Below are 22,388 nucleotides of genomic sequence, written 5' to 3' on the forward strand. Positions count from 1 at the left end.
TGCCCAACGACATAATCAACTCAGGAGGAAGCCCAGATGAAGATACTTACCGGCGTCATCACAGCCGCTCTGCTGGCGGTCTCAGCCCCCTTGGCGACCGCACGCGATTTCCGTTCCGCCGACATCCATCCCGCCGATTATCCGACCGTCGAGGCCGTCAAGTTCATGGGCAAGCAGCTCGCTGCGGCGAGCGGCGGCAAGCTCGGCGTGAAGGTGTTCCCCAACGGTGCCCTGGGCTCCGAGAAGGACACCATCGAGCAGCTCAAGATCGGCGCACTCGACATGATGCGGATCAACGCATCGCCCTTGAACAACTTCGTGCCGGAAACCATCGCGTTGTGCCTGCCCTTCATCTTCCGGGACACGCAGCACATGCGTACCGTCCTTGACGGGCCGATCGGCGACGAGATCCTGGCGGCCATGGCGCCCGCAGGCCTGATCGGCCTCGCCTATTACGACAGCGGCGCCCGGTCCATTTACACCGTCAAGGCACCGATCAAGTCGCTCGCGGATGTCAAGGGTCTGAAAATTCGCGTCCAGCAATCCGATCTGTGGGTCGGCATGATCCAGAGCCTTGGGGCCAATCCGACCCCGATGCCGTATGGCGAGGTCTATACCGCGCTCAAGACCGGTCTGGTGGACGCTGCCGAGAACAACTGGCCGTCTTACGAGTCCTCGCGCCATTTCGAGGCCGCCAAGTTCTATAACGTCACCGAGCACTCTCTGGCGCCCGAAGTTCTCGTGATGTCCAAGACGGTCTGGGACACGCTGAGCAAGGAAGACCAGGCGATGGTCCGCAAGGCGGCCAAGGAATCGGTGCCCGTCATGCGCAAGCTCTGGGACGAGCGCGAGCAGGCGTCCCGCAAGACCGTTGAGGCGGCTGGCGTTCAGGTCGTGACGATCGCCAACAAGGCGGAGTTCGTCGACGCGATGAAGCCCGTGTACGACAAGTTCGCGGGTGACGAGAAGCTGAAGAGCCTCGTCAAGCGTATCCAGGACACGAAGTAAGGCCATAGCGTCGGCCCGGCGTTGCCGATTGGCGACGCCGGACCGACGCAGTGGAGGCGCGCAAGGAGACTTGCAAGGAGACTTGGATGACAGACCCTCACGTCGCAGACCACGAACTGGACGTAGCCGGACGCCCGTCCACCGGCCTGCTGTCGCGGATCAATGCACCCGTCGCTCGGCTGGGCATGTATCTGTCGGTGACCGGGCTGCTCGTCATCGTCACCATCGTCTTCTACCAGGTGTTCGGACGCTACGTGCTCAATTCCAGCCCGACCTGGACGGAGAACCTTGCGTTGGTTCTGATCCTGTATGTCACGTTGATCGGCGCCGCCGTCGGCGTGCGCGATGCCGGGCATATCGGGATGGACAGTTTGCTGGTGATGCTGCCGGACAACGCGCGAGAGAAGATCGAGCTTGTCATCCACGTCCTGGTCGCCGGCTTCGGCGTCGCGATGGCCTATAACGGCTGGATCCTCGGAGCCTCGGTCGGAACGGTCAAGATCCCCAATCTCGGCCTGCCCGAGGTCATCCGCTACGTGCCGCTGATCGCCTCCGGCGTCCTGATCGTTTCCTTTTCAATCGAGCACATTATCGCTCTCCTGCGCGGCGAAGAGGTCGTCCCCTCATGGAACTGATCATCCTCGGCGCCACTTTTTTCGGTTTCCTGGTCCTCGGCGTCCCCGTCGCCTTCGCGATCGGCCTCTCGGCGATTTGCACGATCCTCTACGAAGGCCTGCCGGTCGCGGTCATCTTCCAGCAGATGATGTCGGGGATGAACATCTTCTCCTTCCTCGCCATCCCGTTCTTCGTCTTCAGCGGTGAGCTGATGCTGCATGGCGGCGTCGCCGACAAGATCGTGCAGCTCGCCAAGAATCTCGTCGGACACATCCGCGGCGGGCTCGGTATGTCGAACGTGGTCGCCTGCACATTGTTCGGCGGCGTGTCCGGCTCGCCTGTTGCCGACGTGTCGGCGATGGGGGCCGTGATGATCCCCATGATGAAGAAGGAAGGTTTCGACACCGACTACGCCGTCAACGTCACCACCCATGCGTCGCTGGTCGGAGCACTGATGCCGACCAGTCACAACATGATCATCTATGCGCTCGCCGCCGGCGGCAAGGTCTCGATCGGCGCGCTGATCGCCGCCGGCCTCCTGCCCGCGCTGGTGCTGATGGTGTGCATGCTGGTCGCCGCTTACGCGGTCGCGGTGAAGCGCGGCTATCCGGCCGGCAAGTTCCCGGGCTGGCCCGCGGTTTTTCGCTCGTTCGCCGCCGCTCTGCCCGGCCTTCTGATCGTCGGCATCATCCTGGCGGGCATCCTGTCCGGCGTGTTCACGGCAACCGAATCCGCGGCCGTCGCGGTCACCTATACGATCCTGCTGACGTTCTTCATCTACCGCACCATGACCTTGCCGAACTTCCTGCGCGCTGCGGCCAAGGCGGTGAAGACCACGGGCGTGGTGCTGCTGCTGATCGGCGTCTCCACCATGTTCCAGTACCTGATGGGGCTTTACGGGGTCGCCGACTTCGCCGGCGAGATGATGGGCAAGGTCTCGACGCAGCCCTGGGTCATCTTCCTGCTCATCAACGTCATCCTGTTCGTGCTGGGCACGTTCATGGACATGGCCGCGACCATCCTGATCTGCACGCCCATCTTCCTGCCGATCGCGATGAAGGCGGGCATGGATCCGGTGCAGTTCGGCATGCTGATGCTGATCAACTGCGCGCTCGGGCTGAACACCCCGCCGGTCGGAACGACGCAGTTCGTAGGCTGCGCGATCGGCGGCATCTCGGTGGGCGCGGTGATGCGCACCATCCTGCCGTTCTACGCCGCGCTGATCGCAGCTCTGATGTTCGTGACCTACGTCCCCGCGTTCTCGCTGTGGCTGCCCCGCCTGCTGATGGGCTACAAGGGATAGCAGCAACGCAGGGAGACTCTATCCGTGACTGACTATCGCAAGCTCTTCGATCTCACCGGCAAGACGGCCGTAGTGCTGGGCGCTGCCTCGGGCATCGGCAAGTCGTCGGCCGAGGCGCTGGCCGGGCTTGGCGCCCGCGTGATCTGCGCCGATCGTGCGCTTGACGCCGCCGAAACAACCGCCGCCGGCATTCGTGAGAAGGGCGGCTGGGCCGAGGCGGCTGCGTGCGACGCCGCGAGCGCTGCTGATGTCAATGCGCTGGCCAAGACCGTGATGCAGAAATTCTCACGGCTCGACATCGCGGTGACGACGCCCGGGCTCAACATCCGCAAGACCATCCTCGACTACACCGAGGAGGATCTCGACCGCGTCCTCAACCTCAACATCAAGGGCACGGTGTGGTTCTTCCAGGCTTTCGGCCGCATCATGGTCGAGCAGAAGGGCGGCAGCATCATTGCCTGCTCCTCGGTGCGGGCGGTGACCATCGAGCCGGGCCTCGGCGTCTACGGCTCGACCAAGGCGGCCATTGGCCTGCTGGTGAAGGGCTTTGCCTCCGAGGTCGGACGCTCCGGCGTGCGGGTCAACGCGATCGCGCCAAGCATCGCCGAGACCGCGCTGACCGGCCCGTTCAAGCAGCGTCCCGACATCTACAATCTCTACGCCGGCCACACCGTGTTCAACCGCTGGAGCAGCGCCGACGAGGTCGCGACAGCCGTCGCTTATCTCGCCTCGGACGCCGCGAGCTATGTCAGCGGCAGCACGCTGTTCGTCGATGGCGGCTGGACCGCCGTCGACGGTCCGCCGACCGGTCTCACCCAGTTGCACAAATAAAGCGGCTATCTAGCCGGTAAAGCCGGCGCGCTGGCGCAGATCCCTGCGGTCTGCGCCGGTCAGCAACGCGATCAGCGCGGCCGCCTCTTGCGGATGGGCGGCCCGCGTGGTCACGCCGGCCGTGTACATCGTCACGAGCTCGCAGCCCGGCGGCAGCGCTCCCGACAGCGCGATGCCGTCGGTTGCGATGATCTCGGTGGCCTGCGTGCAGCCGATCGGATGCGCGGCAGTGGACGCCGCAAGCTCCCGCATCGCGGTCGCGCCGTTGGGAAAGATCTTGAGGCGCGACGCGACCTCATAGGCGATGCCGAGCTGATCCAGCACCTTCGCGACGTGCTGTCCCGCCGTCGAGGCTTTCGTATCAGGGACGTAGATCGCGTCGGCGCTGCGCAGCACCTCGCGCAAATCAGCCTCAGTCTTCACGGTCACCTTGGGATCGCGGCTGCGGACCGCCAGCGCGGTCTCGACCCGTCCGACATCAGAGATCGAGGAGGGGATGACGAGCGTCTCTTCGGCAAGCCTTGCAAGCAGCGCCTGCGTCAGGATCACCAGATCGGCCGCCGTCCCCGCGCGCAGCTGGTCCGCCATGATGCCGACGGCGCCGAACTCACCGTCAATGCCGAAGCCGGTCTGCGTCTTGAAGGGATCGCTGAGGCCGCGCACCAGGCCTTGCGCCGCGCCTCCGCTCAAAATGCTCACTGTCGTCACGATGCCAGCTCCATGGCTGCAATGATCTTGTCGCGGGTGATCGGCAGGTCGCGCACGCGCACGCCGAGGCAATCGTAGACGGCGTTGGCGATCGCTGCCGTCATCGGGCCGTGGGCGGCCTCGCCGGCACCGACCGGTTCGATCTCCGGCCGCTGGACGATCTCGACGTCCACCGCCGGCACCTCACTGAAGGTCAGGATCGGATAGTCGGTCCAGGACGTCGATGTGATGCGCGTGCGGTCGAAGCGGACACGTTCCTTCAGCACCCAGCTCGTCGCCTGGATCGCGCCGCCCTCGATCTGGTTGATGACACCGTCCGGGTTGATGGCCTCGCCGACATCGACCGCAAGCGTCAGCCGCTTGACGCGGATGTCTTCGGTGCCCTCGATCTCCGCAATCGCGGCGCAATAGGCCCCGGTGTTCTTGTAGCGGGCGAAGCCGACGCCATGACCAATGCCGGACTTCCTTTGCGGTTTCCACTGCGCGCGTCGTGCCGCGGCCCGGATGACGTCCTTCGCGCGCTCGTCGCGCAGATGACGCAGGCGGAACGCGATCGGGTCTTCGCCGCGCAGGGCGGCGATCTCGTCGAGCAGGGACTCGACGGCGAACACATTGCCTTGCGCGCCGAGCGTCCGCAGCGCCGAGGTGCGCACCGGCATGGTCAGCAGCCGGTGGCTCGTGATCGTCCAGGCCTTGAGGTCGTAGAGCGGAACGGAGTTGCGGTCGCCGCCGCCGCCATTGGCCGCGGGCGGATTGGTCGAGATCATGCGCGGGTAGGGGGACGCAATCTCGGTTGCGGCGAGCAGCGCGGGCTGTGCCGCGCGCCCCGGCCGCGCCGCGTGGCCGTTGCTCCAGATCGCATGGCGCCAACTGACGATCTCGTTGTCCGCATCGAGATCGGCCTCGATCTCGATCGCCATCGCCGCGCCGAACGGCGCGTGGGACATCTCGTCGTGGCGCGACCACTGCACCCGCACCGGATGGCCGCCGGCAGCCTTCGCCAGCAGCACGGCATCGAGCGCGACGTCATCGGCCGCGTTGTGCCCGTAGCAGCCTGCGCCTTCCATGTGCTCGACGACGATGTTCTCGACCGGCAGCTTGAGCACGATCGCGAGGTCGGCGCGCAGCAGGTAGACGCCCTGGCTGTGCGTCCAGACATGGACACGATCGCCGTCCCATCGGGCCATCGCACAGGACGGAGCGATCGAGGCATGCGCGATGTAGGGACGGATGTATTGCCGGCGGAGGGTGCGAGCAGCTTTCTCTGTCGTTGCCGCAGTGGTCCTGGTGTCGATCACGGTGGTCTCGATCGGCTGGCTCTTCAGGAACCCGGCCAGATCAGCTTCATCGGGTAGCGGCTCACCGGCCGACCATGTCGCCCCCTTGCGCAAGGCTTTCAGCGCGGCTTCCGCCGCTACCTCGCTGTCGGCAATCACGCCGGCAAAGCCGCCGTCGCGGACGATCGCGACGAGGCCGGGAACGGCTCGCGTCGCCGTCTCGTCGAGCGCGATCAGCCTGGCGCCCGAGATGTCCGGCCGCAGCACGCGTCCGTGCAGCAAGTCCGGCAGCGGACAGTCATGGATAAAGCGCGGCCGTGCAAACACCTTGTCGGGAATGTCGACCCGCTGGACCGAATGTCCAGCCACAGTGCGCTTGGCGACCATCTTCGCCGTCGCGCCCGCATTGGCGCCGTGGTCGAGCGAGACGTCACCAGCCAACTCCCAATAGCTGGTCCTGACATTGCCGGGGCCCGAGATCGTGCCGTCATCGATCTCGAGCAGCGATGCATCGACGCCGAGACGTTCCGATGCCGCGGTGAGGAAGCGCTGGCGCACCTCGGCACAGGCGTGGCGCAGCGCGCGGCCGGATTGCTGGACCGAAAGGCTCCCCGAGGTGACGCCTTCGTTCGGGCTTGCCGCCGTGGAGGCGCGGATCATCTCGATGCGGTCAATATCGACGTCGAGCTCGTCGGCTGCGATCTGCGCCAGGGCCGTGACGATGCCCTGGCCGATCTCGACCTTGCCGGGCGAGATCGCCACACGGCCTTCGCCGATGAGCTTCACCCAGGATGACAGCTTGGGATTGGCCGCAAGGCTGACCGGCAGTGTCGGGGCAGGGGACGGCGCACTCATGATCCCGCCATCTCCGCGGCCGCCCGCAACACGGCCCGGACCATGCGGTTGTGCGATCCGCAGCGGCACAGATTGCGATCAAGCGCGGTTTTCACCTCCGCCTCCGTCGGCGACGGGTTGCGCTTCAGCAGCGCCGCCGCGCTGATCAGGATCCCGGATACGCAATAGCCGCACTGCATCGCCTGCTCGGAGATAAAGGCGCGTTGCAGCGGATGCGGTTGCTCCGCCGTGCCGAGACCTTCCACCGTGACGACGTCCTTGTCTGCGACCGACCACATCGGCATGTCGCAGGAGGCCATCGCGCGATCACCGACCATGACATAGCAGGCGCCGCACTCGCCGGCCCCGCAGCCGAAGTGCGGACTTGTGACGCCGAGCCGGCCGCGCAACACGTCGAGCAGCGTCTGATCCGGATCGGTATCCACGGCCACCGCCGTGCCGTTGAGCTGGAATTGAATGGTCGGCATTGTCGCTCTACGGCCTCAGGACTTGTCAAACTTCTTGACCACGTCGGCCCATTTCTCGATGTCGCCGCGCAGGAATTTGTCGAATTCCTCCGGTGTCATTGACATCGGCACCGCGCCCTGCGCAGTCCAGAGCTTGACGATGTCGGGCCGCTTCACCATCGCGTTCACGGCGGCATTGAGCTTGTCGATCACGGGCTTCGGCGTGCCGGCCGGCGCCATCAGGCCGAGCCAGATGGTGGCTTCATAACCTGGTACGCCCGCCTCGATCGCTGTCGGCACGCTCTGTAGCACCGCTGAGCGCTGCTTGCCGGTGGTCGCGAGCGCGCGGACCTGGTTCTCGCCGATGTTCGGCGCCATCGCCGGCACCGCGTCGATCATCATCTGCACCTGCCCGCCGATCACGCCGCTGCGTGCCTCGCCACTGTTGCGATAGGGGACGTGGACGAGGTCGATGCCGGCCATGGCTTTGAACAGCTCGCCGGCCATGTGATAGGGCGTGCCCTGGCCGGAGGAGGCGTAGTTCAACTTGCCCGGCTGCGACTTGGCGAGCGCGACGAACTCCTGCAGCGTCTTCGCGGAGACTTGCGGGTTCACAACGATAACGAGATCGGAAGCGTTCACCGGCGCGATCGGCGTGAGGTCGCGCATCAGCTCGTATTTGCGCTTGTCCGGCGTCAGCAGGGATTCGTTCGCGGTCTGGGTGTTGGACATCATCAACAGCGTGTAGCCGTCGGCGGGCGACTTCGCCGCTTCGACCGTGCCGATGACGCCGCCCGCGCCGGTGCGGTTCTCGATCACGAAGGGCTGGCCAAAACTCTCCTGGAGCGCATTGCCGATCTGCCGGGCCGCGACATCGGCCGGCCCACCGGCGCCGAAGGGCACGACGATCCGGACCGCATGGTTGGGATAGTCCTGCGCCAGGGATGGGCTTGCGGAGCATGCGCAGAGCAGGCCGGCGGCCAGCGCCAGCATGAATTGTCGGGCCGTCACACCCACCTCCCTGATGTCGTTCTTGTTGGTGGCACTGTAGCGGCAGGGGAGGCGGACTGTCGACGCCTCACAAGGCCGATGGTGCCTGGAATATCCTGCGGTTTTCGGTGTGGCGGCACCGCTCTTCGCGGTCGCGGCAGGAACCGGCGGCGCATGGTTTGAGCAAATCGCATGGGCCTTGCCGGATAAATACCCTCGGCTGAGGGGTATTTTGGTGTTACCAAATTGGACATGAACCAGCACGCCAAGATCGAAATCCGCCATTCGACCTGTCCGCATGATTGCCCCTCGGCCTGTGCCCTCGATATCGAGGTGGTCGAGGGACGCAGCATCGGCCGTGTCCGCGGTTCGAAAAAGCAGACCTATACGGCCGGCGTGGTTTGCGCCAAGGTCGCCCGTTATGCCGAGCGCATCCATCATCCTGAAAGGCTGATGTATCCGCTGCGCCGAACCGGTGCGAAGGGCTCCGGCCAATTCGCCCGGATCAGCTGGGACGAGGCGCTGGACGAGATCGGGCATCGCTTCAATCAGGCCGAGCGCGAATTCGGCGCGGAGTCAATCTGGCCCTATTATTACGCCGGCACGATGGGGCTGGTGATGCGCGATGGCCTCAACCGCCTCACGCATGTGAAGAAATATTCGCGGTTCTATCAGACCATCTGCGCCAATGTCGGGCGCATCGGGTTCGCGATCGGCACCGGCAAGATCGCCGGCGTCGATCCGCGCGAGATGGCGCTCTCCGATCTCGTGGTGATCTGGGGCACCAACCCCGTCAACACCCAGGTCAACGTGATGACGCACGCTGCCCGTGCGCGCAAGGAGCGCGGCGCCAAGATCGCGGCCGTCGACATCTACAACAACGAGACCATGAAGCAGGCGGATATCAAGATCATCCTGCGGCCCGGCACCGACGGCGCGTTCGCCTGCGGCGTCATGCACGTCCTGTTCCGCGACGGCTATGCCGACCGCGCCTATATGGACAAGTACACCGATTGCCCTGGCGAGCTCGAGGCGCATCTGAAGACGCGCAACCCCGAATGGGCGTCCGCGATCTCAGGCGTGCCGGTGGCGGAGATCGAGGCCTTTGCCAAATTGGTTGGCGAGACCAAGCGGTCTTTCTTCCGGCTCGGCTACGGCTTCACCCGATCGCGCAACGGCGCGGCGCAGATGCATGCCGCGAACTGCATTCCGGCGGTGACCGGCGCCTGGCAATATGAAGGCGGCGGCGCCTTCTTCAACAATTACGCGCTGTGGCACTTCAACGAATCCATCATCGAAGGCCACGACGCCATCGACCCAACTATCCGCGCGCTCGACCAGTCGCAGATCGGCCGCATTCTCACCGGCGATTCCAAAGCCTTGCACGGCAAAGGTCCGGTCAAGGCGATGCTGATCCAGAATACCAATCCGATGACGGTGGCGCCGGAGCAGGCGCGGGTAGCGCAGGGTTTTGCGCGCGAGGATCTGTTCGTCGCGGTGCACGAGCAGTTCATGACCGAGACCGCCGAGATGGCCGACATCGTGCTGCCGGCGACGATGTTCATGGAACATGACGATCTCTATTACGGCGGCGGCCACCAGCACATCTCGGTCGGGCCGAAGCTGATCGACCCGCCCGGCGAATGCCGCTCCAATCACGAGGTCCTGCAGGCGCTGGCGCCGCGGCTTGGCGCCAAGCATCCGGGGTTCGAGCTGACCCCGCGTGAATTGATCGACGCGACGCTGAAGCTCAGCGACCACGGCGACCTTGCCGGCCTCGAAGCCGATCTCTGGCGTGACCTGCAGCCGGACTTCCGCACGTCGCATTATCTCGACGGCTTCGCCCATGCCGACAGGAAATTCCATTTCAAAGCCGATTGGGCGCATCCGCCGTTCGGCCAGACGATGGGGGACTTCGACAAGATGCCGTCGCTGCCGGACCATTGGGCGGTGATCGAGCATCCCGACCAGGCCCATCCGTTCCGGCTTGCGACGAGCCCGTCGCGCAGCTTCCTCAACACCACGTTCAACGAGACGCCGTCCTCCCAAGCGCGTGAGGGCAAGGCCAGCGTGATGATCCATCCCCTGGATGCGGCCGCGCTCGACATCGCCCATGGCGATGCCGTGACGCTCGGCAACACCCGCGGCGAGACCACGCTGATCGCCACGCTGTTCGAGGGCGTGCGGCGCGGCGTGCTGATCGCGGAGTCCGTTCATCCCAACAAGAACCATATCGGTGACCGCGGCATCAACATGCTGACGGGCGCGGACACCATTGCGCCGATTGGCGGCGCCGCATTCCACGACAACAAGGTCTGGATCAGGAAAGCGGTCGCGGCCTGAGCCTGCGCTTCGATCGCCTTTCAAGTTTGTGTCGAGGCGCTAAAGCGGCGCCGTACCGCAGATTGCCCTTGCACCTTCGGCCCGAGCTGCCGCAAATGGGCCGCTAAACGGGAGCCCAAGGAAGCGAGCGTACCATGACCGACACCACAGCCGTGATCACCGAGAAGCGCGGCCAGGCGCTCTGGATCACCATCAACCGTCCCGAGAAACGAAACGCGCTGAATGGCGAGGTCATCGCCGGCATCGCGCGCGGCTATCGCGACGCGCATGACGACAAGGACGTCCGTGTCATCGTGCTGACGGGCGCGAGCGACAAGGCGTTCTGCGCCGGTGCGGACCTGCAGAACTCCGGCGCGGCTTTCGCGATGGATCATTCGAAGCCGAATGTCGACTATGCCGATCTGTTGCGCTTGTCGCAGAACGCGACCAAGCCCGCGATTGCGCGCGTTGGCGGGGTTTGCATGGCCGGCGGCATGGGCCTGCTCTGCATGACCGACATGGCCGTCGCCGCCGATCACGTCATCTTCGGTCTGCCGGAAGTCAAGATCGGCGTGTTCCCGATGCAGGTGTTGAGCCTGTTGCAGTCCATCGCCCCGCCGCGCCTCGTCAACGAATGGGCGCTGACCGGCGAGCCGTTCGACGCGAAAGCGGCGCTGGCAGCGGGCTTGCTCAATTACATCGTGCCCGCGGCCGAACTGGATGCCAAGGTCGACTGGCTGATCGGTCGAATCGTCGATAAATCCCCGACCGCGATCCGGCGCGGCAAATACGCGATGCGTGCCATCGCCTCGATGTCGTTCGACGAGAGCATCGCCTACACCGAAAGCCAGATCGCGCTGCTCGCGATGACCGAGGACGCCAAGGAAGGGCTGAAAGCGTTCAGCGAGAAGCGCAAGCCGGTGTGGACGGGAAAATAGGCGATCCTTTCAGCGCATTCGTGGGCGCTGCCGTCGATCGACGCGCCTTTATTCCGAGGAGAGATTGGCGTTTAGCCGAATAAGAAGAGATCTTGTCCGCTCCTCGCGACGCTTTTTTGTGGCAATGATCAACTGCCTGCCAGTACGCTTGGCGTAGGTTGGCAGTTGGCGACTTGATCTATGACGGCCAGCGGCGCGCAACTCTGCATCCGTGAGATCGCTGTCGGCGCCTTCAGTAAATCCTCCGTGTCGGAAGGACCGAAAAGAAAGCTCCTGACGTAGGCCAGCCTCTGTGATAATGGTTTTTACCACACTACGTAGATAGCGAAGATCCTTGCGCGGGGTAATCCATGGTAGCGGGATTGCCGACTGACGATGCGCATGGTCGCGCCGGAATACCAGGCCGGAGAGGCCGGTCCTTTTGATCTCGTCAAGTTCCTCCATAAGTTCAGGGAAGAGAGGGGCGCCAGTTTCGTCCGTTAGGGGCCACCAGGCCTCCTCTCCATTCTTCGGATGCACGATTCTGACGCTGTTTGGCCGCTCGCTGGGGCGATAGTGCGAAATGTCGAAGGCGCCAATCACGGCGCAAGTGACGGAGAATTTATACGACACTCCGACCGGACGCTTTTTGCTCGTGCCCCAAGGAGCGAAGCTGATCGGCAATTATGATAGCCAGGTTTCGTTCGGCCAGTCGCGAGTGCTGCTGGTCTGGACCCGGCTTATCATGCCGAACGGCCGCTCGATCGTTCTGGAGCGGCAGTCCGGTGCTGACAGCGCAGGCTACGCGGGGCTCGAAGACCAGGTCGACAATCATTGGGGTGAGCTATTCAAGGCTGCGGCACTATCGACGGTTCTTGCTGTAGGGACGGAATTGGGAGCTAGTTCGGACACCAATAGCAACGACAGTGCCATCATTCAGGCATTGCGGCACGGCGCCTCCGACTCACTAAACCAAACTGGACAGCAGGTGGTTCGGCGCAGCCTCAATATTCAACCAACGTTGACCATCCGCCCGGGCTTTCCGATCCGCGTCCTTGTCAATCGCGATCTCGTTCTCGAGCGATACAGAGAGTAAAGGCACCTATGGCTAAGCTTAGGATTGGAGCGCTACCTGACGACAAGCCCGTTAGGGTCAGCGTTGAGTTGCCGGCTTCTGTACATCGGGATCTGCTCGCCTATGCGAAAGCCGTTGCAAGCGAATCCGGTCAACCCATCAGCGAACCGGGTAAGCTTATCGCACCGATGCTGGCGCGGTTCATGGCTACGGATCGTGGCTTTGCAAAATTTCGACGCGCGGTTCACTCGCCGGAGGACAGCAAAGGGTAACGTTCAGCGAGGAGTTTGAGAAAACTATCCAAGGCTGGATTGTCGTTATCGGCTCGCCAATGTGCCGAAAAGTCAACCCGGGTCGGCCCCGTCCCATCTCGTAACTCGCGATAGACCAAACCAGCTAGGCTCGCGCCAACATCTGATTCCAGGACCAGGCTGATCCCGAGCTTCATGCTGACGAGACTCTTGATGATACCGCGGCTGACGTCGTGGCGTTCGATCTTCGGTCGATCCGCAGGAGAAACAAGCTTTGATATCAAGAGATCCTCAAGCTCGCGTCCGGGATCGTGCTGGCTCAGCAGGACGGTCTCATTTCGGAGATCGGTCCAATGGACTACAGTTTCTGCTGCCAATGCGTGATTGTCCGGCAAAGAAACCAGGATACGCTCACTCCAAAGTGGGTGAACGCTATTGTCCGGCAGTCGCGCGCCCCCAGCCACGATGAGAACGTCCGCTGTGCCATTTCGCAGCGCTGTCCCGAGATGCGTCCGCGACCGCTCGACCGTCGCGAGTTCGACCCGAGGATGCCGGTTCTTGAATTCGCTAAGTGTTGCTCGCAGATTGCCTGCTGAAATGGAGGTGCAAAAGCCGATCGAAAGGCGGCCAACTTCGCCTCGGCTATTCGACTTTGCTGTTGCTACCAGCACATCGACCTGCTCCAAAATTAACCCAGCCATCCTCAGAACGCTTCGTCCAGCCGGCGTCGGCTTTACGCCCCCGCCCGAGCGCTCGAATATGGCAACGCCGATCAGATGTTCAAGCTGACGAATGGATCGGCTCAGGATTGAGTGTCGAACGGACAGCAACTCGGCGGCTTGCCGAATACTCCCATAGTCTGCGGCTGCTACCGCAAATCGAAGCTGCTGCAGGTCGACCGCGTGCCCCCGGGACGTCCGTGACTGATCCATTTTCTCGTTTTCGTAATTCGCGAAACTGACTGATTTCGTCGTGCTGCAGGCAGCAATTTCGTTTGAGAACTAACAGAACTCCTTGTCTCGCGATTGCAGGAAATCAGCATCGAGCTTCAGCGTGCGCCTGACGGCCGGCAATCAACCGGATGGTGGAGGCTTGCGACTGTTTGCTTGGCTGATACTGCATCAGGCTTGCGTCCGATGATTGCTCGGCACGTAATTTGCTTGACTATGCGGCGCGCCTGTCACAGCGTTGTTGGCCATGCGACGCGCAGACGTCCGCCATCGGAGAAACATTCGGGGAGGTAGGTCATGATTGCGCTGTTGGGCCGGTCGGATCCGGCAACCACGCAGGCCGTCCAGTTCGCAAGAGGGATTCTCGAGGGGGCTGCGACCGTGTTTTACGAGGTCGACAGTAACCTCAATCTCAACCGCTTCGTGCTCTCAAGCGGCGTCCCGTCGGGCTTTCACGACCAGTATCTGGCCGGGATGAACCGGCTCGATCCACTGCATCCGCGTTCCGCAACCAATCAGCCAATTGCGCGGCTCAGTGTCGTCATCGGTCGATGTGCCACAAAGGAAGCGCTGACCTTCCGCACCTTCGCCGGACAGTGTGGTATCGCCGACATAATCGAATTCTTCTTCCGCCGTAACGATCGGATCGTGGCGGGGATGAGCGTGCTTTGGGGATCCGGTTGCAGGATCCCCGACGGCGCGATGAACATCGCCGAGAAGATCCACGATTATCTCGAGTTCAATTTGACGCGTTGCCTGGCGCCTTCGCCAGACGAGCCCGCGCGCTATGGCCTGACCTCACGTGAGCTCGAGGTCATCGACCTGCTCTGCTGCGGCCGGACCAATCGCGAGATTGGCGAGTGCCTGAATATCGGCCTCGCCACCGTGAAGACGCACCTGATCCATATCTTCGAGAAGCTCGGTGTCGAGACCCGCTCGGCCGTCGTCGCCCTGATGTCGCGACCTCGCTGAGTCTTACCTCGCTGAGCCTTGCCTCACTGAGTCCTGCCTCCACGACCCCATCCACCATCCGGTTGATTGCTGCCTCATGCGCGGCGGGTTTAGATTTTCGAGATTGGCGTCGCTATTGAGGCCGATGCGGCCGCCGACATGACTTGTTTCCGGTGGTACGCAAGCTGTCCACCCAAGGGTTGATTGTTACCGTTCGGCACGTTCGCCAAGCTCGGTCTCAGGGAGCGCTTCATGGCGGACGTACCCGTTTGCAAGACGGAGCCTGGCAGCGTCATCGGTGTGACGGTGGTGGAGTCCGTCGATGCGGTGGACCATGCCGGCCGCTTCCACGGCTGGGACCTGCGGATAGACCAGGTGTCGTCCGGGCGTTTTGCCGGGCGGCTCGTGATGATCCGACTCGGCAGTCTCGAGATCATCAGGGAAACCATCTCGCAGGCGCTGATCAAGCAGGGCTCGGCTTGGCCGGATTCACTCGTCTTCAGCCTGCCGCTGGCGGCCTCCAACGAGGCGCATTTCAACGGTCGGCCCTTGGCCTTTCCGAATGTATTGCTCAGCGACGGAGCGGACCTGCCGCCCTTGCTGACGCCGACGCAGCTCGATGTGGTGTCGATAGCTATTGTCCGCAGCCGCCTGACGTCGTTGCTCGAAACGCTCGGCGAGAGGCGGGCCGCCGACTTCGTCGCCAGTCGTCGCCAGCAGAATCATTGCTTCAGCGGATCGCCCGGCGGACTATCGACACTCCAGCATGGTTTTCGTGAGATCTGCGACCAGGGGGATCGACTTCAACGTGCGATCGGATTTGCCCGCGCGCAAGAGTCCCTCGAAGACACCGTCGTTGATGCTCTCGCTGACATCCTGTCGGAAAATGCCTGGCGCGATGTCAACGGCGTGACCGCGCAAAAGCGGATTGTGGATCGAATCAAGGAGTACGTGATCGCTCATGCCGATGATCCTCCGAGCATCGCCGACCTGTGCCGCCATGTCGGTGTCAGCCGCCGGACGCTGCAGGGCTGCTTTCGGGATGCGCTCGGGCTGACGCCGTTACAGTATCTGCGCATGCTGCGGCTGAACGCGGTGTGTCGCGAGCTGCGTGCGCTCGCCGCGGCGGGGCAACCGGTGTCGATCGGCGATGTTGCGGCGCGGTGGGGCTTTTGGCACTGGAGCCGCTTTACCGAAAACTATCGGCAGCTGTTTGGCGAGCTGCCCTCGCACACGGTGCGGCGTGTTCTGTCTGCATCAGTTTAGGAATTTCGCATCACTGCCTCCGCGTTTGCCGAATCCGGATAACGCCGGTCAGGGGCCCGTTCCAAGTTTCGCCCGCAACTGCTGCGCCGCGCACGATCGGTCGTCGATCGGAACGTGACCGACGCAGCGATAACGGGGATGGGGGCTACATGACGATCAACGGACGAATTGCTGCGGCGGCACTTGTCGCGATCAGCGCGGGCGCAACCAGCGCCAATGCATTCGAGTTTGGTTCCCCAGGCTTTGCGCAAAAGCCCGGGATCACTCTTGGTGGCGGGACGGCCGGCGCACCGCCGCCCGGTCTTTACAGCTTCAATCAGGTTTTCACCTATCACTCGAACCTTGTCGGTCCCGGCGCGCCGAATGTCGGTGGCGCGGCGACGCCTGCGCATTCCGCAGTCGAAACATCGGGTCTGTTGTGGGTGCCGGGCTGGACCTTATTCGGCGCGACCTATAATGCGGTCATCGTGCAGCCCTGGATCATGGCGGACGTCGGCTCACCCATCAACGTCCAACTAGCCGGCATGCATAACACCTTCATCGTGCCAGCGGAGTTGAGCTGGAAGCTCGGCGACAGCGGTTTCTTCGTCAAGACCGGTCTCGGCATCCATGTGCCGAACGGGTCGATCAGCGGGCCCGCCGGACTGAACAGCGTCGGCAATCCCTGGTGGACCTTTCAGCCTGAACTGGTGGTGTCCTATCTGAACGACGGCTGGAATTTGACGGCCAATCTGTTCCAGGAGATCAACACCGCGAACTCGATCACCGGCTATCGTTCCGGCGACATTTTCCATGCCGAATTCGCGGCCACCAAGACGATCGGCAATTGGACGTTCGGGCCAGTAGCCTATTATGCCGGCCAGGTTACCGACGACAAGTCGAGCGCGTTCTACGGCAACGCGATCAACGTCAACCGGTACAACAACTGGGCCGGCGGTGGTCTGGTCGGCTACAATTTCGGGCCGGCTGCGTTGACGGTCTGGGCCACGCATGAATTCTCCTCGACAGTGTCCGGCGGCACCGCCGGCCCGCCCGGCATCGACACCGCCGCGATCACCAAGGGTTATTCGGTGTTCGCCAATCTGAGCTTCCGACTGTGGGGACCAGATGCGCCCCCGCCGCCGGCCAAGCGGCCGACGTTCACGAAGTAAGATGCTCACCCAGTAAAGCGGGCAGCAACGCCGCCCGTTCTGCAGCGTGCAGTGGGTAGCCAGAAGGGAATCGCGTTGATCGCGGTTCCCTAACGGCCGCCTTTGGCTGTTCAAAACGTGCTCGGCCGGGAGCATCCACCGAATGGTGGATTATTCGTAACCGCGACTTGCCGAACTTTTCCTGCGGCGGGCCTGGCGCTAAACGACGACGTATCTGAAGGGACACCGCGATGAAAAAGATCACTTACGCCACGGCTGCCGATCTCGCTAAGATGCTCGCGACAGGTCGGATCAGCGCCTGCGAGTTGTTGGATGAGAATCTTGCGCGAGTGCGGCAGCTCAATCCACAGATGAACGCCGTGGTGGCGCTGGACGAGGAGGGTGCGCGCAGATCGGCCAAGGAGGCGGACGCGGCGCGGGCCCGTGGCGCATCCCTCGGCCCGCTGCATGGCGTGTCGATGACGATCAAGGACACGTTCGCCGTCACCGGCATGACCGCGACCTGCGGGCTCGAACCGTTGCGCGACTATCGCCCGGCGATCGACGCGGCCGCGGTCGCGAAGCTGCGCGCGGCTGGCGCGATCATCTTCGGCAAGACCAATCTGCCCCCGGCGGCGGCCGACCACCAGTCCTGCAACTCCCTGTTCGGGCTGACGCGCAATCCCTGGAATGGCGACCGCACGGTTGGTGGCTCCTCCGGCGGTTCGGCGGCGGCGCTGGCGGCCGGCTTCACGCCGCTGGAGCTCGGCAGCGACATCGGCGGCTCGATCCGCGTGCCCTCGCATTTTTGCGGCGTCTATGGTCACAAGCCGAGCTACGGCATCGTGCCGGTCGACGGACATATCCCGCCGCCGCCCGGCCATTTGTCGGAGCCCGAGCTCGCTGTCGTCGGTCCGTTAGCACGCTCTGCGTTCGATCTCGAACTAATGCTCGATTTGCTCACCGACGCGCCGGAGCTGAAGCGGACGGCGTATCGCCTCGCCTTACCGCCGGCGCGGCACACGGACTTGCGCGAATTCCGGGTTGCTGTCTGGAATGACGCGAAGGCTTATGCACTGGATGGAGCCTATGCCGCCGCGATCGACGGGCTGGTCGAGGATGTCGCGCGACTTGGGGTGAAAGTCGACACCACCGCGCGGCCGGCGATTGATCCGACGGAGAGCTTCCGCGTCTACATGCAGACGTTATTCGGTATCATCGGCGTGGGTGTGCCGCCGCCGGCGCGCGATGAGATCATCGCAGGTGGCAAGGCGGCGCCGGAGGGCAGCTATCCGCGCATGGTGGCGGAGGCGATGGGCCAGAGCCTTGCGCAATTCGCCGATGCCGCTGAAGCGCGCGAAAGACTGTTCCGCGCCTGGCGCGAGTTTTTCACGCACTATGACGTCCTGTTGTGCCCAACCACGCCGACGGTCGCGTTTCCGCATGATGTCGCGCGGATGGATCTGGCTGCGCAGTTCGAGCGTCGAATCGTCGTGAACGGCCGGCCGTCGCCCTACATGGACAATCTGATGTGGCCCGGCCTGGTGACGGTAGCGAACCTGCCGGCCACCGCGATCCCGACCCGACGACTGGTAGAGGGGCTGCCGGCCGGCGTCCAGATCGTCGGTCCTTACCTCGAAGACCGCACGCCGCTGAAGTTCGCCCAGTTGCTCGAACGGGCGCTCGGGGGCTTCATCCCGCCGCCTTTGTGAGTATGCTTGCGACGGACGGTTGGACAGGGGATCGCGGACGTCGTGGCTCCGGAGCGGTGCTTGCCGCAGCGATCGTCATCATGCCGGCGTTGCATGCGGAGACCAGGGCGTCTCAACCGGCATCGGCGTCCCATCGATGGACGCCGTGACCGCACGCGAGATTGTTGCTGCCCTCGACCTGCTGCGCAGCGCGGATCTTCTGCACCGACCAGACCATGGCGCCGACTTCGCCTCGACAAGGACGGGACGACGGTCCGCTGCTCGAGCGGGCCATCGCCTGCGTCGCCTTAGGTGGCCACTGATAGGCCGGCGTCGATGCCTTGGACGATTGTCACCACGTCGACCGCCGAGAGGATCAGGGGAGGCGACAGGATGATATTGTTCCCGGAGACGCGGATCATCACCCCGGACTCGTAGATGCCGTCGGCGATCTTGTCGATCAGCCTCTTGTCGATCGGCTTCTTGCTGTCGCGGTCGGCGACCAGCTCGATCGCGGCCATCAATCCCTTGCAGCGGATGTCGCCGACCAGCGCATGCTTCGATTTCAGCCCTTCGAGGGCGGTGGCCAACTCCTTGCCTCGCGCGGCGGCATTCTCGTCGACTCTGAGGCGCTTCGTTTCGGCCAGCGCCGCAATGGCCGCCGCACAGCCGACCGGATGGCCCGAATAAGTGTAGCCGTGCCCGATCGAGCCGAAGCTGGTGGTGTCGGCCTCGAACGCTTCAGCCACCTTGTCGCCGATCAAGGTCGCACCGAGCGGGAAATAGCCCGAGGTGATGGCCTTGGCGATCGTCATCATATCCGGCTTCACGCCCCACAGCCGCGAGCCCGACCAGGCGCCGGTCCGGCCAAATCCGGTGACGACCTCGTCCGCGATCATCAGGATGCCGTGACGGTCGCAGATCTCGCGCACGAGCGTCATGAAGCCATCGGGCGGCACGATGACGCCGCCGGCGCCGAGCACGGGCTCCATGATGAAAGCAGCGATTGTGTCGGCACCCTGGAAGGCGATTTCATCCTCCATGTCCGCGGCGCAAAGCTGCGCGAGCTTTACCGGATCGGTTTCATTGAAGGGATTGCGGTAAGTCCAGGGCGCGGGGACGTGGAACACGCCGGGTAGCAGCGGCTCATAGTTACGGCGGAAATTGGCATTGCCATTGACCGAGGCGCCGCCGAAATGGGTGCCGTGATAGCCCTTCTTCAGCGCCAGGAATTTGGTGCGATCGCTTTGCCCCTTGATCTTCCAGTACTGCCGCGCCAGCCGTAGCGCGGTCTCCACCGAATCCGAGCCGCCTGACGTCAGGAAGGCGCGGACCATACCTTCCGGTTTGAACCATTCGGTGAGCTCGTAGGCGAGCTCGATCGACGGGCCGGTCGAGGTGCCGCGAAAGCCGGAATAGTAGGGCAGGGCACCGAGTTGGTCCGCGATCGCCTGCTTGATCGGATCGCAGCTGTAGCCGAGATTGACGTTCCAGAGGCCACCGACGGCGTCGATCACCCTGCGACCGTCGATGTCGGTGACATGCACGCCGTCGCCCTTCATAATGATGCGGGGCGGCTGCGCGCGCATCTCGGCGGGATGCGCCATCGGATGCCAGATTGGCTTGGCGTTGTTCTCGATCAGGAAATTCTTGTCGCGCATGTCCCTCTCGGCTCAGTCGAAGGTCAGTCCAAAATGCCGCAAGGCTTCGCCGTATGACGCGCGGGGATTCCTGACGTCGAACAGCACGGTTCGCATGTTGCAGGCGGCGGCGCCTGCGATGTTGCGGCGTTGGTCGTCGACGAAGACGCAATCCTCCGCGGCGAGCCCAAGCCGGCCGAGCACGTCGTGATAGGCGCGCGGATCGGGCTTCAGGATGCCGGTATGGGTCGCATCGACGATCACGGCGAAACGCGACAGGACCGGCAGCCGGTGCCGGAAGCTTGCGCCATAGAACAGGTCGAGCTCGTTCGAGAGGATGGCGAGCTTAAAGCCGGCGTCATCGACCATGCGGATGGCACGGCCCGCCTCGGGACGAATGACGGTTACGGGATCGGCGCCGCGAGCGCGCTGCACGAACGTCTCCATGGCCTGCCAGTCCTCGCCGAGCATGTGCCCGACCTCGCGGCTGCGCGTCAGCCAGTAGTCGCGCTCGGAAATATCTCCGCGCTGCATGGAGGCCCAGAGAGGATCAGTGTCAGGCGCAAAGGGCCCGAGCCATTTCAGCGTGCAGGGCGGCAGGCCCAGTGCCTGCTCGGTCAAATCATGAGTCTCGAACAGGGTCCTTGAGATGACCCCGCCGAAATCCAGCACCAGCGCGCGGGCGAGCGGCGGTTTCACGCGGCGGCCGTGGCCTGGCCGGCCGGCACGATGCCGGCCGCCACCCATCGATCGAAAATCTGCAGCACGCGCTCGGCGAAGGCGGGGTGGTTGATATGCTCCTTCAACTCGTGAAGTTCCACAGGGGAAGTGATGGCCGAGCGCATCTCAGAGACGAACGCCGTCAACCCTTCAGGATCGTGCAGGGACTCGCCCTCGCGGTCCCATTGCTGGATGCCGCCTGCCGGCAGCACGAACGCCACCGGCGCCTTGGCTTGCGCGAGCCTTTCGGCAATCGCGCGTGCGATCCGGCGGCGGTCGTCCGGACCCGACGTTGCCGAGGCGAGCAGGCGGTTGTGGGCGTGGAACGGACGATCGGCCAATTCCTTCGGCGTCGGCAGCCAGGCCGGAAAGTCCACCATGTCGATGGCGCCGGGCGCGACGATCTGCGGGATGCCGGCCTTGCCCGCATTCTCCAACCTATCAGGGCCGGAATTCACCACCGAGCCGGTGAGCTGGTTGGCGAGTTCCTGCAGGCTCAAATCCAGCACCGCGGCAAAGCCGCCATGCGCGGCGATCGATTCCATGGCGCGGCCGCCCATGCCCGTGGTGTGGAAGATCACGACCTCATAGCCGCGCCGTTCAAGCTGCGGCTTCAACTCCACCATGTAATTGAGACAGCTCTTGCCGAGCGAGGTGATGGCGACGACGGGTCGGTCCTTCTTCGGTCGGATCGCGCTGCGCGCTGCGCCGACGATGGCACCGCAGGCCTGCGCCAGCACCGATGTGCAGGTGCTGTTGAGGCCATAGAGGCCGCCGGCCCACAGGATCATCATCAGGTCGGCTGCGATCCGCTCCGGCGGGATCAAGTGCGAGAATGCGACCGTCGAGACCACGAGCTTAGGCATGCCGAGCGGTAACGCCAGCGCTACGTCGAGCGCGAGATCGGTCCCCATGGTGCCGCCGATGGCGATGACCGCATCGATTGCGTCGACCTCAGTGAGCTCTCGGGCAAGGATAGCGGCACCGCGTGCCATCGCTGACATCGCGGAGTTCTCGTCACCGCTGGCGAGGATCGCGGAGATGGTCGTCTGCGCGGCCGCGGCGACGGCATGCTTGTCGTGCTGCGGGCGGTAGGGCGGATCGCCGAGCACGCTGATGTCCATCATCACGGTCTCTCCGCCGGCCCGCGTGATACGTTCGCGCATGAAGACTAGCTCGTCGGCCTTGGTGTCGCCGGTGCCGATCAGCAGGATTCGGGGTTTCATGGTTTCGGGCATGACCTGGCAGCTCTCACCGACGGCTGTGGGTAGAATGGAACGACGTGCCTGCATCAGAAGGCAGGACATCAAGGCTTGGCCGCACGCTATAGGCGGCGGCCGCGGGACGACATCCACCCATCGGTTGATTGCCGCTCGGCCGTCGTTTTGGCGAGGATCAGACCATGCGAGCGGCGCACCTGACGCTGCTCATGCCAGTGGACA

At 63.8% G+C, this 22,388-nt stretch carries 20 protein-coding genes and 1 pseudogene; 12 read left to right on the forward strand and 9 right to left on the reverse strand.

Annotated features, from left to right (window positions below; genetic code table 11):
• Positions 1 to 36 precede the first annotated feature (36 nt).
• The 4 genes from AC0L30_RS20030 (at position 37) to AC0L30_RS20045 (ending at position 3,757) form a co-directional block, all read left to right on the forward strand.
• Positions 37 to 1,008, forward strand: a complete 972-nt coding sequence (locus AC0L30_RS20030) for a TRAP transporter substrate-binding protein (RefSeq protein ID WP_007601609.1) — start codon at positions 37 to 39, stop codon at positions 1,006 to 1,008.
• Positions 1,009 to 1,094: 86 nt separating this feature from the next.
• The gene (locus AC0L30_RS20035; protein WP_007601610.1) at positions 1,095 to 1,643 is read left to right on the forward strand and encodes a TRAP transporter small permease; all 549 of its coding nucleotides are present in this window, start codon (positions 1,095 to 1,097) and stop codon (positions 1,641 to 1,643) included.
• On the forward strand, positions 1,634 to 2,926 hold the full coding sequence (locus AC0L30_RS20040) for a TRAP transporter large permease (RefSeq protein WP_473405003.1): 1,293 nt from the start codon (positions 1,634 to 1,636) through the stop codon (positions 2,924 to 2,926). Before AC0L30_RS20035 ends, AC0L30_RS20040 begins: the two co-directional genes overlap by 10 nt.
• A gap of 24 nt (positions 2,927 to 2,950) precedes the next feature.
• Positions 2,951 to 3,757 carry an SDR family NAD(P)-dependent oxidoreductase gene (locus AC0L30_RS20045; RefSeq protein ID WP_007601612.1) on the forward strand — a complete coding sequence of 269 codons (807 nt, stop codon included), beginning with the start codon at positions 2,951 to 2,953 and terminating at the stop codon, positions 3,755 to 3,757.
• A 9-nt stretch (positions 3,758 to 3,766) separates the two neighbouring features.
• Here the strand turns inward: AC0L30_RS20045 and AC0L30_RS20050 are convergent, their stop codons facing one another.
• From AC0L30_RS20050 to AC0L30_RS20065, 4 genes are read right to left on the reverse strand one after another with little or no spacing between them, the layout of a single operon-like run.
• The gene (locus AC0L30_RS20050) at positions 3,767 to 4,465 is read right to left on the reverse strand and encodes a molybdate ABC transporter substrate-binding protein (RefSeq protein WP_007601613.1); all 699 of its coding nucleotides are present in this window, start codon (positions 4,463 to 4,465) and stop codon (positions 3,767 to 3,769) included.
• On the reverse strand, positions 4,462 to 6,597 hold the full coding sequence (locus AC0L30_RS20055; RefSeq protein WP_007601614.1) for a xanthine dehydrogenase family protein molybdopterin-binding subunit: 2,136 nt from the start codon (positions 6,595 to 6,597) through the stop codon (positions 4,462 to 4,464). Before AC0L30_RS20055 ends, AC0L30_RS20050 begins: the two co-directional genes overlap by 4 nt.
• On the reverse strand, positions 6,594 to 7,064 hold the full coding sequence (locus tag AC0L30_RS20060) for a (2Fe-2S)-binding protein (RefSeq protein ID WP_007601615.1): 471 nt from the start codon (positions 7,062 to 7,064) through the stop codon (positions 6,594 to 6,596). Before AC0L30_RS20060 ends, AC0L30_RS20055 begins: the two co-directional genes overlap by 4 nt.
• Positions 7,065 to 7,079: 15 nt before the next feature.
• Positions 7,080 to 8,036: a tripartite tricarboxylate transporter substrate binding protein gene (locus tag AC0L30_RS20065; protein WP_198288326.1), complete on the reverse strand. Its 957-nt coding sequence runs from the start codon at positions 8,034 to 8,036 to the stop codon at positions 7,080 to 7,082.
• 249 nt (positions 8,037 to 8,285) lie between these two features.
• On the opposite strand from AC0L30_RS20065, the gene AC0L30_RS20070 reads away from it, so the two are divergent.
• The 4 genes and pseudogenes from AC0L30_RS20070 (at position 8,286) to AC0L30_RS20085 (ending at position 12,619) form a co-directional block, all read left to right on the forward strand.
• On the forward strand, positions 8,286 to 10,376 hold the full coding sequence (locus tag AC0L30_RS20070) for a molybdopterin-dependent oxidoreductase (protein ID WP_007601617.1): 2,091 nt from the start codon (positions 8,286 to 8,288) through the stop codon (positions 10,374 to 10,376).
• Between the two features lie 134 nt (positions 10,377 to 10,510).
• Positions 10,511 to 11,293 carry an enoyl-CoA hydratase/isomerase family protein gene (locus AC0L30_RS20075; protein ID WP_473405004.1) on the forward strand — a complete coding sequence of 261 codons (783 nt, stop codon included), beginning with the start codon at positions 10,511 to 10,513 and terminating at the stop codon, positions 11,291 to 11,293.
• A gap of 577 nt (positions 11,294 to 11,870) precedes the next feature.
• Positions 11,871 to 12,368 (forward strand): annotated as a pseudogene (locus AC0L30_RS20080) (TraB/TrbI/VirB10 family type IV secretion system protein); the annotation flags it as partial.
• An 8-nt stretch (positions 12,369 to 12,376) separates the two neighbouring features.
• On the forward strand, positions 12,377 to 12,619 hold the full coding sequence (locus AC0L30_RS20085) for a DUF2274 domain-containing protein (RefSeq protein ID WP_007601619.1): 243 nt from the start codon (positions 12,377 to 12,379) through the stop codon (positions 12,617 to 12,619).
• Here the strand turns inward: AC0L30_RS20085 and AC0L30_RS20090 are convergent.
• Positions 12,592 to 13,530, reverse strand: a complete 939-nt coding sequence (locus AC0L30_RS20090; RefSeq protein ID WP_007601620.1) for a LysR family transcriptional regulator — start codon at positions 13,528 to 13,530, stop codon at positions 12,592 to 12,594. The two genes, AC0L30_RS20085 and AC0L30_RS20090, sit on opposite strands and share 28 nt — an antisense overlap.
• Before the next feature lie 315 nt (positions 13,531 to 13,845).
• On the opposite strand from AC0L30_RS20090, the gene AC0L30_RS20095 reads away from it, so the two are divergent.
• The 4 genes from AC0L30_RS20095 to AC0L30_RS20110 all read left to right on the forward strand — a co-directional run bounded on the left by AC0L30_RS20095 (position 13,846) and on the right by AC0L30_RS20110 (position 18,607).
• Positions 13,846 to 14,520 carry a helix-turn-helix transcriptional regulator gene (locus AC0L30_RS20095; protein ID WP_007601621.1) on the forward strand — a complete coding sequence of 225 codons (675 nt, stop codon included), beginning with the start codon at positions 13,846 to 13,848 and terminating at the stop codon, positions 14,518 to 14,520.
• 231 nt (positions 14,521 to 14,751) lie between these two features.
• Positions 14,752 to 15,765 carry a helix-turn-helix domain-containing protein gene (locus AC0L30_RS20100; RefSeq protein ID WP_007601622.1) on the forward strand — a complete coding sequence of 338 codons (1,014 nt, stop codon included), beginning with the start codon at positions 14,752 to 14,754 and terminating at the stop codon, positions 15,763 to 15,765.
• Between the two features lie 149 nt (positions 15,766 to 15,914).
• On the forward strand, positions 15,915 to 16,916 hold the full coding sequence (locus AC0L30_RS20105) for a SphA family protein (protein ID WP_007601623.1): 1,002 nt from the start codon (positions 15,915 to 15,917) through the stop codon (positions 16,914 to 16,916).
• A 230-nt stretch (positions 16,917 to 17,146) separates the two neighbouring features.
• Entirely contained in the window at positions 17,147 to 18,607 is a 1,461-nt protein-coding gene (locus tag AC0L30_RS20110; RefSeq protein WP_007601624.1) for an amidase, read from the forward strand.
• Positions 18,608 to 18,719: 112 nt separating this feature from the next.
• Here the strand turns inward: AC0L30_RS20110 and AC0L30_RS20115 are convergent, their stop codons facing one another.
• From AC0L30_RS20115 to AC0L30_RS20130, 4 genes are read right to left on the reverse strand one after another with little or no spacing between them, the layout of a single operon-like run.
• A complete protein-coding gene (locus AC0L30_RS20115) occupies positions 18,720 to 18,881 on the reverse strand; it encodes a hypothetical protein (RefSeq protein WP_157158662.1) in 162 nt (53 codons plus the stop codon).
• Positions 18,882 to 18,894: 13 nt separating this feature from the next.
• The gene (locus AC0L30_RS20120) at positions 18,895 to 20,247 is read right to left on the reverse strand and encodes an aminotransferase class III-fold pyridoxal phosphate-dependent enzyme (protein ID WP_007601625.1); all 1,353 of its coding nucleotides are present in this window, start codon (positions 20,245 to 20,247) and stop codon (positions 18,895 to 18,897) included.
• Positions 20,248 to 20,259: 12 nt separating this feature from the next.
• The gene (locus tag AC0L30_RS20125) at positions 20,260 to 20,925 is read right to left on the reverse strand and encodes an HAD family hydrolase (RefSeq protein WP_007601631.1); all 666 of its coding nucleotides are present in this window, start codon (positions 20,923 to 20,925) and stop codon (positions 20,260 to 20,262) included.
• Positions 20,922 to 22,184, reverse strand: a complete 1,263-nt coding sequence (locus AC0L30_RS20130; RefSeq protein WP_007601632.1) for a Tm-1-like ATP-binding domain-containing protein — start codon at positions 22,182 to 22,184, stop codon at positions 20,922 to 20,924. Before AC0L30_RS20130 ends, AC0L30_RS20125 begins: the two co-directional genes overlap by 4 nt.
• Positions 22,185 to 22,388 lie beyond the last annotated feature (204 nt).

The sequence above is a fragment of the Bradyrhizobium sp. MI1.11 genome (genome assembly GCF_055811255.1).